The organism is Maridesulfovibrio salexigens DSM 2638, from assembly GCF_000023445.1.
Lineage (GTDB): Bacteria > Desulfobacterota > Desulfovibrionia > Desulfovibrionales > Desulfovibrionaceae > Maridesulfovibrio > Maridesulfovibrio salexigens.
This window is the reverse complement of sequence record NC_012881.1, coordinates 2669573-2685727: the sequence shown is the minus strand read 5'-3', so window position 1 is coordinate 2685727 and position 16155 is coordinate 2669573. Positions and strand designations below refer to the sequence as shown.

Annotated in this window: 14 protein-coding genes; 8 read left to right on the top strand and 6 right to left on the bottom strand. The window is 48.2% G+C overall.

The features are described from left to right. Together DESAL_RS12300 and DESAL_RS12295 are read left to right on the top strand one after the other, a co-directional pair. The gene (locus tag DESAL_RS12300) at positions 1 to 468 is read left to right on the top strand and encodes a pyridoxamine 5'-phosphate oxidase family protein (RefSeq protein WP_015852317.1); all 468 of its coding nucleotides are present in this window, start codon (positions 1 to 3) and stop codon (positions 466 to 468) included. Continuing rightward, a complete protein-coding gene (locus tag DESAL_RS12295; RefSeq protein ID WP_015852316.1) occupies positions 465 to 971 on the top strand; it encodes a DUF2867 domain-containing protein in 507 nt (168 codons plus the stop codon). Before DESAL_RS12300 ends, DESAL_RS12295 begins: the two co-directional genes overlap by 4 nt. 29 nt (positions 972 to 1000) lie before the next feature. On the opposite strand, the gene DESAL_RS12290 is transcribed toward DESAL_RS12295, so the two are convergent. The 5 genes from DESAL_RS12290 to DESAL_RS12270 form a co-directional block, all read right to left on the bottom strand. Further along, the gene (locus DESAL_RS12290; protein WP_015852315.1) at positions 1001 to 1786 is read right to left on the bottom strand and encodes an amidohydrolase family protein; all 786 of its coding nucleotides are present in this window, start codon (positions 1784 to 1786) and stop codon (positions 1001 to 1003) included. Positions 1787 to 2017: 231 nt separating this feature from the next. Next, a complete protein-coding gene (locus DESAL_RS12285; RefSeq protein ID WP_015852314.1) occupies positions 2018 to 2428 on the bottom strand; it encodes an acyl-CoA thioesterase in 411 nt (136 codons plus the stop codon). Between the two features lie 2 nt (positions 2429 to 2430). Then, positions 2431 to 3612: a cofactor-independent phosphoglycerate mutase gene (locus DESAL_RS12280; protein WP_015852313.1), complete on the bottom strand. Its 1182-nt coding sequence runs from the start codon at positions 3610 to 3612 to the stop codon at positions 2431 to 2433. 9 nt (positions 3613 to 3621) lie between these two features. Then, positions 3622 to 4911, bottom strand: coding sequence for a homoserine dehydrogenase (locus DESAL_RS12275; RefSeq protein ID WP_015852312.1), 1290 nt, complete (start codon positions 4909 to 4911; stop codon positions 3622 to 3624). Positions 4912 to 5001: 90 nt separating this feature from the next. After that, positions 5002 to 6177, bottom strand: a complete 1176-nt coding sequence (locus DESAL_RS12270; protein WP_015852311.1) for an aminotransferase class I/II-fold pyridoxal phosphate-dependent enzyme — start codon at positions 6175 to 6177, stop codon at positions 5002 to 5004. 338 nt (positions 6178 to 6515) lie between these two features. Here DESAL_RS12270 and DESAL_RS12265 point away from each other — a divergent pair, with 338 nt between their 5' ends. The 6 genes from DESAL_RS12265 to recD2 all read left to right on the top strand — a co-directional run bounded on the left by DESAL_RS12265 (position 6516) and on the right by recD2 (position 13485). Then, the gene (locus tag DESAL_RS12265; RefSeq protein WP_015852310.1) at positions 6516 to 6824 is read left to right on the top strand and encodes an isoamylase early set domain-containing protein; all 309 of its coding nucleotides are present in this window, start codon (positions 6516 to 6518) and stop codon (positions 6822 to 6824) included. A 234-nt stretch (positions 6825 to 7058) separates the two neighbouring features. Then, positions 7059 to 7982, top strand: a complete 924-nt coding sequence (locus DESAL_RS12260) for a branched-chain amino acid transaminase (protein ID WP_015852309.1) — start codon at positions 7059 to 7061, stop codon at positions 7980 to 7982. 106 nt (positions 7983 to 8088) lie between these two features. Further along, on the top strand, positions 8089 to 10005 hold the full coding sequence (gene dnaX / locus DESAL_RS12255; protein ID WP_015852308.1) for a DNA polymerase III subunit gamma/tau: 1917 nt from the start codon (positions 8089 to 8091) through the stop codon (positions 10003 to 10005). A gap of 69 nt (positions 10006 to 10074) precedes the next feature. Next, positions 10075 to 10386 (top strand): YbaB/EbfC family nucleoid-associated protein, encoded by a 312-nt coding sequence (locus DESAL_RS12250; protein ID WP_015852307.1) that lies wholly within the window; start codon positions 10075 to 10077, stop codon positions 10384 to 10386. A gap of 119 nt (positions 10387 to 10505) precedes the next feature. Next, positions 10506 to 11111, top strand: a complete 606-nt coding sequence (gene recR, locus DESAL_RS12245) for a recombination mediator RecR (protein ID WP_015852306.1) — start codon at positions 10506 to 10508, stop codon at positions 11109 to 11111. A gap of 181 nt (positions 11112 to 11292) precedes the next feature. Further along, a complete protein-coding gene (recD2, locus tag DESAL_RS12240) occupies positions 11293 to 13485 on the top strand; it encodes an SF1B family DNA helicase RecD2 (RefSeq protein ID WP_015852305.1) in 2193 nt (730 codons plus the stop codon). A gap of 250 nt (positions 13486 to 13735) precedes the next feature. Here the strand turns inward: recD2 and DESAL_RS12235 are convergent, their stop codons facing one another. Beyond that, positions 13736 to 16006, bottom strand: coding sequence for a GGDEF domain-containing protein (locus DESAL_RS12235; protein WP_015852304.1), 2271 nt, complete (start codon positions 16004 to 16006; stop codon positions 13736 to 13738). Positions 16007 to 16155: the final 149 nt, after the last annotated feature.

Here is a 16155-nt window from a genome sequence, read left to right as displayed (position 1 = left end):
ATGCAGTCAGATATTTTATGGAATGAAGTTGAAGAGCTTTTTGGCCAAGTGAAGCATGCGTCACTCGGCACAGTAGATGCTGATGGTTTTCCTAGGATTTCACCTATCGGCTCAGTGTCATTCACAGGAGAGGGTAAGGGATATTATTTTGAAAAATTTCCAAAAACGATGCGTGAAAACATTGAACGTGATGCTCGTATGACCCTTATGGCAGCGCATCCGGGAGCGGGATTTTGGATTAAATCTTTGTGGAAAGGGCGGTTTCCATCTCAGCCTGCACTTAGGCTTTTTTGCAGGACAGGGGGGCGTCGAAAGGCTACTCAGAGCGAGATTGATCATTTCCTTGGCAAAGTAAGCATGTACCGTTTTTTTAAAGGACATGCTTTGCTTTGGAAAGACATGAATATGGTTCGTGAGTTTGAGGTGGTGCGCATTGAAGGTCTTGAAGCAGGGAGGATGAATCCATGAGTAAGTCAGCAGCAATTGTAAGTTCAATTCCCCAATTGGAGAAAATCTGCGCTGATGCAGATCATATCTACGGAGTGGGCTTTGACAGTGGGCGCGATATGGAAGATTTTCTGATCCGATTGATGGCCTATAAACCGGGGTGGCTTACTTTTCTTTACAAAGTCAGAGGCGTGCTGGCCGGAGTGATGGGGCTGAAACATGATGAGTTCATGGATCACGGTCTTGAAGTCTCTGACTATGATTTTAACCGTGGCGGCAAGGTGGATTTTTTTGATTCAGTTGATTTTAAAGCTGATCGATTTTGGATCGGCGCGGCCGAGGATAAGCATCTTATAGGATATATCGGCGTAGTTTCAGAACCTGCTTCAGCTGGTTTACATCATTACCATGTGTTTACAATCGTGCATTACAAACATTGGACCGGGCCTGTTTATTTCAATCTGATAAGGCCGTTCAGCCACTTGGTGGTCTATTTTATGGGTAAGCACGCTGCAAAAGAATAAACGCACAGGGTTGCCCCTGTGCGTTTATTTTATGCGAGTAATTCTTCTACTGCGCTCATATGCTGTTCCAGTTCGCTGTCTTTCAGTTTGAGTGCGTGCTGTAATTCTTTCATTGAATCCTGCGGATCAAAGAGCGGATAGTCGCTGCCGAACAGAATCCGTTCGCGCGGGTGTCTTTCGATTATCTTGTAAAGTACTTCCTTATCCATGAAGGGCAGGCAGCTTGATGTATCGAAATAAACATCCATTCCTGCCAGTTCCTCGGCAACCATTTTCCAATGGTACAAGCCGCCCATATGTGCGCCGATGGCTTTGAGGCGTGGGAAGTTCTGTAGCAGCTTCTTCAGTTTGAGCGGACAGGATGGATTCTTTTCCGGTGGCAGCCTGTCCCCTATGTGGAACATGCATACAAAGCGGTCCTGCGCCATTTCCATTATGCGGTAGAATTTTCGGTCATCCATAAAGAAGCCCTGAAAGTCAGGGTGGAATTTCAGTCCCTTAATGCCGTTTCGTTCCAGTCTTGCGATTTCTTTTTCCGGGTCAGCATAATCCGGGTGCATGGTCCCGAAGGTGACAATGCGCTCGTCTGATTTTGCCAGTTCAATAGACCAGTTGTTAGCAGGAATGACCTGATCCGGGGCGGTTGCAGCGGTATGAATTATGACCCTGTCCAATCCTGCGCGTGTCGCGCGGTTCAGAAGGTCTTCAGGGTGACCGTTGCCTACTGCTGTGATGCCGTAGTGGTCGTGGAGTTGCTGGATTACCTTGTCGGCAATTTTAGGGTGGAATGCATGAGTATGAACATCGTAATACATGATTATGCCTTCGGCGACCCTGCCGGGGGCCTTAAACCCTCTTTAAAAAAAGGGTTTAAGAATCCCAAAAAATTTTAGTAGGGATGCGCCTTTGTTTTGGATATTTGAGAAGTAAATTAAAATAGAGAACTTTTTATGCAACACGTTGCGAAGCATAATAAAAGTTTTAGGAGAGTCCAGAGAACCCTTTTTTAAAAGGGTTCTTTGGTCCCCGAAGGGCCGTCGGAGACATTAAAATATTTCGCGTAGCCACTCAGGAACACGAACCGGCCTGCCGTCATTGTTGACGCAAGCGTGCTCGGTGAATCCGGTCGCGATGAGCGTTGAGCGTTCATCTTTGTAGATGTTGTAGGTGAACTTGATGGAAGCGCGTTTCCATTCACTGATGCCTACTTGAATATCAAGCTGGTCATCGTATTGGGCCGGGATGCGGTAACGGCAATTGGCCTCGCGTACGGGCAGGTAGATGCCGCGCTCTTCAACTTCGGCATAGCTCATGCCCCGTTCGCGGATGAAAAGCGAACGGGACCGCTCAAAAAAGTGCAGATATTCTGCATAATAAACCACACCCATGGCATCGGTCTCACCATAGGAAACACTATGTGTCAGCCATGAATGCGGTGTCGGGAATTCGGTGTTCATGATTATCTTGTCTTATTCAGCACCCATTGCATGAAATCGTGTCCATCAGGGATGATGATTCCGGTCCGGTCTGCGGTTTCTTCGGTGAATGACTTCTCGCCGGAAGGAATAAGCCGCGGCGAAGTCATGATGAAGGGAACCGGGGTTTCATCGTGGGTTCTGGTTTCAATTGGGGTAAAGTGGTCGCAGGTGATCACGTAATTGGCTTTGTCCAGCGGATATTTTTCCAGCAGGGGAGCCACAATGCGTGAATCAAAACGTTCAATGGATTTGATTTTATCTTCCACACTGCCCATGTGACCGGATTCATCCGGCCCTTCAAGGTGTACGTAGACAAAATCACCATGTTCAAGGAATCTCAGGGCCGCTTCGACCTTGCCTTCGTAGTTGGTATCCACCAGTCCGGTGGCTCCTTCCACGTCAATAACTTCCATGCCGGAAGCATTACCCAGTCCTTTGATCAGGTCAACTGCAGAAATCACAGCACCCTTCATGCCGAACTTTTCTTCAAAAGGCGGCAGGATCAGCGGACGGCCCTGTCCCCAAGGCCAAATGGATACAGCTTTGGTTCCGTTGTCGGCAAGCACATCCACTGCATCCCGGACCAGCTTGTCCATAAGCGGGCTCTTGGCGAATTCGCGAATGTCTTCGTCAATGGGCTTGTCAGTGAGGTCGTGGGGCGGACGGATATTCAGGCCCGCTTCCATCTTCTTGGCACCTCCTTTGTGGACCAGCAGGTGGCGGTATTGGATGCCGGGGTAGAAAGTGAATTCATCATTGCCAAGCTCGGCCTGAAGTTTTTCCACCAGCGGTACTGATTTATCGGTTCCGATGTGTCCGGCAGAGTAGTCGTACATGGTTCCGTTTTCATCGAATTCGGAAAGATTAACCAGATTCATGCGCCAGACCAAATCATCAGGATCAAGTTGAAGTCCTTGAGCTGCGGCTTCAATTGGACCACGTCCGGTGTGATAGGTGGCGGGGTCGAAACCAAGCAATGACATGTTGGCAACATCGGAACCGGGAGCCATGCCCTTGGGCACGGTCCGGCAGGTACCGATCAAACCTTTCCCGGCCAGCATATCCATATTCGGAGTATTGGCGGCAGCAAGGGTGGTTTTGTTACCGAGTTCTTCAATGGGCCAACCGCCCATTCCGTCAGCAATGAGAAAAAGAAGTTTCATAAGTAAAAGCTATCCTTTTAAAATGCGCATGGACATAGTCGGCTTGGTGATAAAGGGCATGCTATCGATTTCTTCGATGGCTGCGTGCACGTCCTTGGTGCTGGCCTTGTGGGTGGTAAATACTACCGGGATGTCCTTTTCATCAGGATTGCCTTTCTGTACTGCCTGCGCAATGGAAATGTTGTGCTCAGCAAGGCACTTGGACAGAGAAGCCATAACACCCGCTTTGTCCTGAACAGTGAAGCGGAAGTAGTATTCCGAAGTCGCCAGTTCCGGTGGCAGGATGTTTGCTTTTTCTATGGGAGCATTGCAGAATCCGGTGTTATCCGGAGTGTCGGTCTTTGCGAGGGCCATGATGTCAGCCAGTACTGCGCTTCCGGTGGGAAGTGAGCCAGCGCCCTGACCGTGGAAAAATGCGGGACCTACTGCATTGCCTTCAACGCGGACGGCGTTGTAGTTTCCGCCGACGCGGGCAAGCAACAGGGTGTATTTTACAAGTGCGGGAAATACTCCGGCTTCCAGTTTGCCGCCCACATCCTGTACTGCGCCGATAAGTTTGACGCGGTAACCGAACTCGCGTGCAAAACGGATGTCCTGACCTTCGACTCTGGTGATGCCTTCAATGGGCAGTTCGGAAAGGGGATAGTCCTTGCCGTAAGCAATACGGGTCAACACACACACCTTGTGCGCTGCATCGATGCCTTCAATGTCAAAGGTCGGGTCTGCTTCGGCGTAGCCCAGTTCTTTAGCTTGGGCCAGTGCTGTATCGAATTCCAGACCGTTGGTGGACATTTCAGACAGGATATAGTTGGCGGTTCCGTTGAGAATCCCGACTATGGATTTGATGCGGTTCCCGGCCAATGATTCCTTGATGGACTGAATGATGGGAATACCGCCGGCAACGCTGGATTCGTAGTACAGGCCGACTTTATTCTGAGCAGCAATATCAAAAAGTTCAATGCCGTGTTCAGCCAGCAGATGCTTGTTGGCAGTGACTACGTGCTTGCCTGCTTTAAGGGCTTTGATAACAATTTCTTTGGCCACGGTCGTGCCGCCCATTAGTTCCACTACGATGTCTACATCCGGGCTGGATGTGAATTCATCGGGATCGGCGGTGAATTTTACTTCAGGTCCGGGCAGGAAATCCCTTTTTTTGTTTACGTCACGGACTAGAACGGATGTAATCTCGAATTTTTTCCCGCAGCGGGCGAGGATCACATCTTCGTTTTCTTCCAAAATCCGGGCGAGTCCGGTTCCGACAGTGCCGAATCCGGCAATGGCAAGCTTAACAGTCTGCATTAAAACCTCATTAATTCATTTCTCATGTTTCAAAAAAAACTGGCAGGCTGCTTTATACCGCAACCTGCCAGAAATTTGAATAATTATCTTTTACCCTTTTGCAAATAGGTCTTTCATGCCTCGTATAGCCTGATTTATTCGTTGCCGGTTCTCTACGAGGGCCATGCGGACATGGTCATCTCCGTAGTGTCCGAAGCCGAGTCCGGGGGCAACAGCTACTTTACATTCGCGCAGCAGTAGCTTGGAAAATTCCACCGAGCCGAGATGTTTGAACTGCTCAGGGATCGGTGCCCAGATAAACTGGGTGGCTTTTGGCGGTGTTACATCCCAGCCGATACGCTGCAATCCTTCGCAGAGTGCATCGCGGCGGTCCTGATAAATATCCATGATTTCGCGAACGCATTCCTGCGGTCCGGAAAGGGCATGGCAGGCTGCAATCTGGATGGGCTGGAACAGACCGTAGTCCAGATAACTCTTGATACGGGTCAGGGCCTGTACCATTTCCTGATTACCGCAGCAGAAACCCACGCGCCAGCCGGGCATGGAGTAGCTCTTGGAAAGGGAGAAGAATTCTACCCCTACGTCTTTAGCTCCGCGAGCCTGCAGGAAGCTGGGTGCTTCATAGCCGTCAAAGGTGAAGTCGGCATATGCGAGGTCGTGAATTACAAGCAGGTCGTTTTCTTTGCAGAAGTCGACAATTCTTTCAAAGAACGGAATATCCGCAGTCACTCCGGTAGGGTTGTGCGGGTAGTTGATGATCAGCAGTTTCGGTCTGGGCCATGTCTGGCGCATTGCCAGTTCCAGATCTTCAAAGAAATCACGGTCAGCGCCGATGGGAATACGTCTTACATCCGCCCCGGCAATAATACTTGCGTACGGGTGGATGGGATAAGACGGGTCCGGTGCGAAAACTACATCACCGGGTGAAAGCATGACCAGCGCCAGGTGCGCCAGCCCCTCTTTGGCGCCCATGGTAACGACCACTTCCTGATCATAATCCAGTTCAACGCCATATCTTCTTTTATACCAAAGCGCCATCTCCCTGCGGAGGCCCTTGATTCCCCTTGACGCGCTGTAGCGATGGTTGGCGGGCTTCTGCGCCGCTTCAACCAGTTTGTCTACAATGTGCTGGGGGGTGGGGAGGTCTGGGTTCCCCATGCCAAGGTCGATGATATCCTCACCTTCGTGGCGCATCTGCATTTTCAGTTCGTTCACCTTGGCAAACACATAGGGGGGCAGCCGGTGAACTCTTGGAAACTTGTCCATGGTCGTTACTCCTAAATAAAAAATATAAACTTAAAGGTGATTTGTAACCATGGTGTCCATCGCTGTCAAAACTAATATTTGTGTGTACGACAATGTTTATGGAGAAAAAAAGTTTTCAAAATTTAGTTTTACAGAATTAAATTCGAAAATTAAGAATTTTATGCATGTTATAATAGGGTGAAAAACTTCTTTTTCTGAATAATTAATCAAAATGTGCAGATGACGTTTATATGGATTTTTTTAGAGTGATGTTGACATTAAAAAAAAATAACGATTAATTAATAACAGAAAATTTTTTATCACTGACATTTTAAAATTATAACCATCAGGAGGCTTCGGTGGCTCTTTCCAAGAAATTTCTTAAAAGCAAACCTGTTTGCAAGGTTAAGTTTGAAGTGGAAAAGGATCAGGTCGAAAACGGTGAAGCGATCTATCTGGTTGGCGATTTCAATGGTTGGGATCAAAGTTCGACTCCCATGAAAAAATTAAAAAGCGGTAAATATACCGTTACCGTTGATCTTGAAACCGGGCGTGATTACCAGTTCCGTTATCTGGCCGGGGAGAACATCTGGTTTAACGATACCGAACCGGACCGCACGGAAACGACTCCATACGGAGACGGTGAAAACTCAGTTGTAAGCGTCTGATATCAGTCGATGATGGTTCGCATATAAGGGCGGGGGCTATTCAGTTTCCGTCCAGTTAGTGCGTTCTTTTTTGTGTTTTTTGATTATTTCCTGAGTTTGATCTTCCCGTTCCTTCTTGACCTTGGACCCTCTTTTTTTTAGCTTCGTATATTCTGTTGTTCGCTGTTGTTATCAAGCGGGGCTTTCACACTGCCTGCGCTTTTTATATTTATAGAAGAAAATTAGGGGGACATAATGGTTCAAAAAGCAGAAAAAATCTGGTTTGACGGTGAATTGGTGAATTGGGATGATGCACAGGTTCATGTGCTTACCCATACTCTGCACTACGGTGCAGGTGTATTCGAAGGTATTCGCGCATATGCCACTGTGGACGGTAAATCCGCTGTTTTCAGGCTTCGCGAACATGTGGTCCGTCTCTTCGATTCCGCAAAAATTCTCGGTCTGACCATTCCTTTCACTGTTGAAGAAATTCACGACGCGATTCTTGAGACTCTGAAAGTAAACGGCCTGAAAGAAGGTTACATTCGCCCCCTCGTTTTCATCGGTGACGGTGCCATGGGCGTACACCCCGGTTCCAACCCCATTCGTGTTTGCATCGCAACATGGCCTTGGGGTGCTTATCTCGGTGAAGAAGCCCTTGAAAAGGGTATCCGTGTTAAGACCTCTTCCTTCAACCGCCATCATGTAAACGTCATGATGACCAAGTCCAAGGCTTGCGGTAACTACGTCAACTCCATCCTCGCAAAGGTTGAGGCTGTTAAAGACGGATACGATGAAGCTCTCATGCTCGATACTTCCGGATTTGTTTCCGAAGCTACCGGTGAGAACATTTTCATCGTAAAAGACAACATCATTAAAACAACCCCGCTTACTTCCGTACTGCCCGGTATCACCCGTGCCAGCCTGATGAAGGTTGCCCGAGATCTCGGCTACGAAGTGGTAGAGCAGCTCTTCACCCGTGATGAACTCTACATTGCTGATGAAGCTTTCTTCTGTGGTACTGCTGCTGAAGTTACCCCTATCTGCGAAGTTGATAACCGTGTTATCGGCGAAGGTAAGCGTGGTCCCGTAGGCACCCTCCTCCAGAAAGAGTACTTTAATGCTGTTAAAGGCGGCAATGACAAGTACAAAGGCTGGCTGGATTACTACGAAATTTAGTCATTAATAGTTTGGGGGCCTGATGCTCAGGTCCCCAAACTGATTTGTTATATTTGTTAACAGACGCGAAGAGCATTAAAAAGGGTCGCCGAAGGCATCTTATTATATGAGTACATCCAATCTGACAGCAAAATACCGTCCGCAGACTTTTGGTGAAGTGGCAGGACAGGAAGCAGTCAAAACAATCCTTTCCCGTGCGGCAGCGCAGGATAAGGTTGCTCCCGCATACCTTTTCAGTGGTACACGCGGGGTCGGCAAGACTACCATTGCCAGAATTTTCGCCAAGGCGCTGAACTGTAAAAACGCACCCACCGCCGAGCCTTGTAACGAGTGCGACAATTGCCGCCAGATTACAGCAGGTGTCGGTGTTGACGTGGTCGAGATTGACGCCGCATCACATGGTAAAGTTGATGACGCCCGCAGGCTCAAGGAAGATATCGGCTACGCGCCCATTGAATTCCGCTACAAGGTTTTCATTATCGATGAAGCGCACATGCTTACCGTGCAGGCCTTTAACGCCCTGCTGAAAACCCTTGAAGAGCCGCCGCCGCACGCAACGTTCATTATGGCAACTACGGAAACACATAAGTTTCCGGCCACTATCATCAGCCGTTGCCAGCATTACGCATTCAAGATGCTCACCAATGATGAGCTGATTGCGCATCTTTCCAATATCTTAAATATGGAACAGATTGAGTTCGAGCAGGGAGCTGTCGACCTTATTGCCAAACGTGGGGCGGGCAGTGTGCGTGACTCCATGTCCCTGCTGGGGCAGGTCTTGGCTCTTGGCAGTGAGAAACTGCTGGAAGAGGATGTACGCTCAATCTTAGGTCTTGCCGGACGGGATGTCTTTTTTACGCTCATGCAGGCTATCCACGGACGTGATCTGGTTGCTGTAGGTGATACAGTACAGCAGGTCCTCGGTCGCGGACTTGATCTTGGATTTTTCATTCGTGAGCTTGGTAACTGCTGGCGTAATATGTTTCTGCTCAACCAGTCCGGTGAGAGGGCAGTACCTCTACTCGGCCTTTCATCCGAGGAAGCTGCCGAGTTCATGAAATGGGCACAGACCTTTGACCGTTCATTCATCCATGCCTGTTGGCAGATGACCGTTGACGGACAGCGCAAGGTAATGACCAGTCTCGAACCGGCCATGGCCCTTGAGCTGCTTTTGCTTAACATGGCGAGCCTTACCGACCTTATTTCAATGGAACGGGCCGGTGCTCTTGCTTCGGCAGCACCCAGTCCGCAACAGGCACCGCAAGCTGCGCCGGCAGTGCCGAATCAGGCTCCGCCGCAGACTCCTCCGCCAAGCCAGCCTATGGGCCAACAGCCCGGCGGACAGACTCCGCCTTGGCAGAACAGTCCTCAGCAGGGAATGCAGCAACAGGTTCCACCCCAGAATCAGGGAATGCAGCCGCAGGGCATGGGGGCAAATGGTCGTCCCATGGGACGCACTGAATCCGGTTCTCCGGCTGGTAACCGTTCTGCGAACGATATGGGAGCAGATGATTCCTCCCTTCCTGACGCGGCAGGTTTACAGACCGATAGTGATTTAAATTCCCTTGTTCCTCAATCGGAAAATCCTGCGCCGGAATCTATTCCGCCGTTGGAGCGTGTTCCTGAACCTGCTCCGGCTAAGCCTTCATTTCCGGCTTCGGTCAGTGGACCGCGTGACTTTGAAGGTTTTTTGCAATACGTCGCAGATAGCGGTGCAAATGGATCAACTTCCGGTTTGAGTAAGTGCAAGGGCGAGCTTATAGACGGCAAGCTGGTATTGACCTGTGCGAACTCTTTTCATCAGGGGCAGGTCGCAGGACGTGAATCACGTGGTGTTGTTGAACGGCTTGTATCGGAATATTTCGGCCCTGAGGTTGAGCTGGAAATTCAGATCAGTTCCAAGGGTAAGCGTAGGAGCAGGCAGGAAATTCGTGACGATGTTGAATCCCATCCCGATGTAAAAAGGGTGATGGATGCCTTCGGAGCGAGTATTATTTCTATTGATCCGCGTAAAGATGTTTAATAGGATTTCCGGTTTGTCCGGCAGTCTTGTGTGTTAGTTAACAAGTTAATAATTTCAAGGAGTAATATAATGAAAGGTATGAACGATCTCGTACGTCAGGCTCAGATTATGCAGCGCAAAATGACCGCTTTGCAGGAAGATCTCAAGACTCGCGAAGTTGAAAGCTCCGCTGGTGGCGGCATGGTTAACGTTAAAGTTAACGGCTCTTCCGAAGTTCTTGAAATTAAAATTGATCCTACCATCGTTGAGTCCGGTGATGTTGAAATGATTCAGGATCTCGTACTCGCAGCTGTGAACGATGCTAACAAAAAAGCAAAAGCTATGATGGAGTCTGAAATGTCTTCCATCACTGGTGGAATGAACATCCCCGGCATGTTCTAAATTATTTTTGCCTTCGGCGACCAGAGGGGGAAACTTTTTGTAAAAAGTTTCCCCCTCTGGACTCCCCCTTCCAAAACTTTTAGCGGGCTTCGCGTCCGTATTTGGAAAAACTACTTTTTATGGAAAATTTACCTGAGCCGTTACGGGTTGTCGCGCAGGAACTGGCGAAACTTCCCGGTCTTGGCCCCAAGTCCGCACTTCGCATTGCTTTGACTATGCTGAAGATGCCCAAAGAGAAAGTTACGGGCATTGGGCAGAGCGTTATTGATCTGCGTGAAAAGCTTTGTATCTGTGAGCAGTGCGCCAGTATTACCGATACTTGTCCTTGCAGGATTTGTTCTGATCCCAAGCGTGAGCACGATAAGCTTTGCCTTGTCTCGGAATGGGATTCTCTGCTTGCGATTGAAGAAATGGGCTTGTATCGCGGCTATTATCTGGTTTTGGGCGGCCTTCTTTCTCCGCTTGATGGTGTTACACCGCAACATCTTGAGTTTCAGAAGCTTGAAGAGCGACTTGAGAAGGGCGAAGTAAAGGAACTTATTCTTGCCTTGGGTGCCACAGTTGATGCCGAGGCTACCGCTTCATATATCAAGAATATGGTGGAATCCAAATACCCCGGAATTGAGCTTTCCCGCCTTGCGCAGGGTATCCCCATCGGATCTGAAGTGAAATATACTGACAAGGAAACTTTGCGGCAGTCATTGGAATATCGTCAGAAATTGTAAGCAAGAAGGCACGTCTTTCCGAATTTTACCCAAGCCAGCTTATTAAAACGTTTTGGGATTCTTAAACCCTTTTGGAAAAGGGTTTAAGCCGCCGGAGGCGAAAATTTTTTAATAAAAAGCGCGAAGCGCATCTAATTGCACGCCCCCGCGAGGCCGCCGGAGGCCTATATAGGACCAATTGATGTCTGATACTCTTACTGGTGAAGTCCGGGCAGTTGTTTATCATAATGAAGAGAACGGCTATATCGTAGCCCGTGTCGCGTCCAAAGACGAACCATCGCATATTACAGTTGTGGGCGTTTTGGGGTCACTCACACCCGGTGAATCCGTGGAACTTCACGGTCGCTGGAAACAGCATCCCAAATTCGGCCGCCAGTTTGAGGCTGATTTTTATGAGCGTGTCCGCCCGGCAACCGAAGCCGGGGTTATCCGGTTTTTGAAATCGTCTTCCATCAAAGGCATCGGTGAAGCCATCGCCACGGATATGGTCAAGACATTCGGCATTGATGTGCTGGATATTCTGGACGAAGAACCGGAAAAACTGCTCAAGATCAAAGGTATCTCCAAGAAAAAACTGGAAGCGATTAAAGAATCTTGGTCATCCCAGCGCGATATTAAGAACCTGATTCTTTTTCTGCATACCCACGAAGTGCCGCCCACCTATGCGGCTAAAATTTTCAATCTTTATGGTGCTCAGGCTGTTAATAAGATAAGTGAAAATCCCTATGAACTTGCTTATGAAATCCGCGGTATCGGCTTTAAGACCGCGGATGCAATGGCCCTCAAGCTTGGGTTTGCTCCTGATTCTGCTCAACGTATTGAAGCGGCCATTATTTACTCTTTGTTCTCTGTAAGCGAGCGGGGCGGGCATATGTTTTCGCCCAAGGTCAAACTCGTTGAAGATGTTGCCAAGATGCTGGGCGGCGTTGATCTGGAATTGATCAGCGAAGGTATTCATTCACTTGAAGAACGTAAGCGTGTCCGGGTGGAAAATCTGCCCGAACAGGATATTGATGAAGCAGTTTTCCTGATGCATTTTTACCGTTTTGAACGGGAAATTTGTAAGCGTTTGCACGGTCTGATCAGTCATCCATCCCCGGTGAGTAGGGAAAAGGTCGAGAAGGCTTTGCCCGAAGTTGAATCCGAGCTTGGTTTTGAACTCTCGGATGAACAGCGCGAGGCCGTATTTGAAGCCTGCGTTAATAAATTTTTCATCATTACCGGTGGACCGGGGACTGGTAAGACTACCATCACCAGAGCCGTGGTCATGACCCTCAAGGAACTGGGGCTGAAGATCAAGCTTGCAGCCCCCACTGGACGTGCTGCTAAAAGGCTTTCCGAAGCTACCGGACGGCAGGCTTCCACTATTCACCGCATGTTGCAGTTCACTCCCGAAGATGGCGGATTTTACTACAACGAAGATCAGAAGCTTAAGGCGGATGTTCTGGTTGTGGATGAGGCTTCCATGCTCGATGCACAGCTTTGCCTCGCAGTGCTTCGCGCTGTGCCTTTGACCTGCCGTGTAATTTTTGTGGGTGATGTTAACCAGCTCCCTTCTGTTGGACCGGGTAACGTTCTGTCCGATTTGCTGCAAAGCGGACAGGTCCAGAGCGCGGTTCTGAATCATATTTTTCGTCAGGCGCAGGAAAGTTACATCGTAGTCAATGCTCACCGCATCAATGACGGGGAATTCCCCATGCCGCATCCGGCAGATGCACCTGAAGCAGACTTCTACTGGATTCCGCAGGAGTCTACGCAGAAAGTTCAGGATATGATTGTCCAGACAGTCTGTGAACGCATCCCTGAGCGTTATGGACTGGATCCTATGACTGATGTGCAGGTGCTGACTCCCATGCACAAAGGTGATGTAGGAACCCAGAAATTAAATGCGGTGTTGCAGGAAAAGCTCAATCCCGGCAATGGTAAAGGGTTGAAGCGCGGATTTGTTGAATATCGCGTAGGTGACCGTGTTTTGCAGTTGCGTAACAATTACGAAAAGGAAGTCTTCAACGGTGACCTTGGTCGGGTTATGTATATTAATACCGAGGAAAATGAGCTCACCGCCGAGTTCGATGGCAATATCGTACATTACGAGCTTTCCGAGCTGGATGAGTTGACGCTTGCTTATGCGGTCAGCGTACATAAATCGCAGGGCAGCGAATATCCTGCCGTGGTTATGCCTATTGTTTCGCAGCACTACATGCTTTTGCAACGCAACCTGCTCTATACCGGACTGACAAGAGCACGTAAGCTGGCTGTGCTTATCGGAAGCAAACGGGCCTTCACTATCGGTTTGAATAACGTGACCGCAGGCAAAAGATTTACCAATCTGCGGCATCGCATTAAGCAAATTTTCGATGAGAATTTATTGTAGCTGGAATGCTTCCCCAGACCCCATCCCTCCAAAACTTTTTAATAGGCTTCGCGTATAGTTTGCTTGAAAAAAATCAACGAATACCCGCAATATCGTCATTGGTATTGCGGGTATTTGCATGTTCAAAATTTGAAATCAAAGCGGTGAAGCCTTAATAAAAAAAGTTTGGGATTCTTAAACCCGTTTCAAAGGGTTTAAGCTGCCGGAGGCAAAATCTTTATAGTCAAAAGCGCGATAGTGCATCAAAATATTATCTCCTGCGTCTTTCTCTAACCCAGCAGTTTCCCTCAATGGATTTGGCCCATTTTTTCAAGGACGCGGCTTGTTCCCCGATTTCCATGAGATGCTGATCCGGTTCACAGTCCAGAATAGCTAATGATACTGAAACCAGCGGGAATTTTGATATGGAACCATCGCGACCCTTGCCCTCCATCCAGCCGTTTGTAGCATCATTTTCATTGTAGTTATTCTTGACCAGCCTTTTGAAAATGCGGGTTATGGACTTGCAGATGCGTTCAGCTTTTGCTGGTGTGGTAACCATGACAAAGTCATCTCCTCCGATATGACCGACAAAGTCGCCGTTTGCGCCATGTTTTTTACTGGCCCATGCGATGATCTTGCTGATCTGGAGAATTATTTTGTCACCGTTTTTGAATCCGTAGGTGTCATTGTAAACTTTGAAGTTGTCGAGGTCAGCGTATATGATGCTGTACTTCTCGTTTGCCTTCATGCGGCGGTCTATCTCTTTTTCAATATCAAGGTTGCCGGGCAGTCCACTGAGCGGGTTGGTGCCTTTAGCCATCTCAACCTGCACATGTGCGAGAGTATCCAGTAAACGTTGCACGGAGACAGTTCCCAAAAGCTGACCTTGCAGGGTGACTATGACATCATCGTAAGCTTGCTTTCTTGGGCGTGCCATAGCCTGCTGGGATACTTTCTCAACCGTGGTCTCGAGATCCACAATGAGCGGCCCGTCATCCATTACTGATGAAATAGGCTTGTTGGAATAAAGGGCTACACCGTATTTTCCGGAAAGATGTTTGTTCAGGTTGTATTCCATAACCAGACCGCAAGGGTTATTGTTTTTGACAACTACAATGCTGCTTAGGGCGTTTGCCTCTTTGAAAATTTGCTGCACCATTGGCACCGGAGTGTCGGTTTCGACCGATTCAACCTTGTTGACCAGATTTTTTACCGGGATGCCGTAAATTCCTGTGTTGGGGAGCAGGTCGGAGGTCCGGCGCAAGGTTAGGGATTCCTCAGTGAGTTGTGGTTTTTCCCGCTGAGGTCTGGCAAAAAAGTATCCTTGTCCCAGATGTACCCCCATATCGATAAGAGTAAGTGCCTGTTCTTGGGTTTCAATGCCTTCGACAATTAGTTTACCGCCTATTTTTTCTGAAAAGTCGGTAAATGTGTCGATTAAAGCACGGTTAACCTGATTTATTTCGATGTCATCAACAAAGGATTTATCCATTTTGATGTAATCCGGTTTGATTTCGGCAATGGATGTCAGCCCCGAGTATCCGGTTCCGGCATCATCAATGGCAACCAGATAACCTTGGTTGCGGTAGTGATCCAATGTTTTGCGAAATGTTTTGAAATCTTTCACGCTGTGACGTTCGGTGATTTCAAAGACAATATTACCCGGCTTAAGTCCCCATTTGTCGAGTAATCTTTTGGTCTCACCGGTGGTGAAGTTGGGATCAACTATTGTTCTGGGGTGGATGTTAAGAAAAAGTTTGTGCTGGGGTCCGTGATTTCCGAAAGCTTTGATGGCCGCTTCACGGCATTGTTTTTCCAAGTGGAAAAGTTTGCCAAGTTTTTCCGCCATATCAAATAGAGTTAAGGGCGAACGGAATGGGGAGTCGTGCGGTCCTCTTGCTAAAGCTTCCCAGCCGTGGATTGATTTATCTGCCAAGTTCACTATAGGCTGGTAGTGACAACGGATGTTCGAATCGTGCAAAATGCTATTGAATTCGTTGCTTAATTCAAGGTTAGTGATGTCCAGACTTTTTTGCGCTTCAAGCCTTGCTGCGCCTATTGCTGAAAGGAAATTTGACCAAAGCTTATCGTTGGAGTGCTCAGCTTTAAACGATGAGTGCCCGCTATTGATGGTCACATTGTTGCCGGTGCGGACAATCTGCTCACTTTGAAGTTTGTTTTCGGTTTTTACTTTGAATTTGTATGCTAGTTTTTGCAGGGATGAATTTTTCATATTATCGGTAGGGTCCAGCAAGAAAAATTCGCCTGCGTTAAAAGAGAATAGATGGAAGTCAGAATGGTTAAGGTTTTTTTGGCCTTCTTTGGTGATTACAGTGCGGATTCGTTTTTCCAAGTGTTCCGCCCATTCCGGCCCATACATGGCGGTGAGGGTTGGAAAGTCTTGAATTGCAAAGTATAATATATTGAGCCAACCTACATTTTGTATGAGGCTTCCGATGCCGGGGCCTTCAAGAATGTTAATGTCTTCTTTGTGGCTTTCGGTAAACTCAGCAGCCTTTTTCTTTAGTAATTGTAACATACAGTTCCCCGGAATATAGTCAGTATTCAGCTTGTCAGTTGAGTGAAATCCCGTTTTAATGCGGTGTGAAAAAAATACTCTCAATCCAGAGTCGGTTGTTACTGTACTGTTACAATGTGTTTAAGAATTGTTTCGACATAATCTGGGGA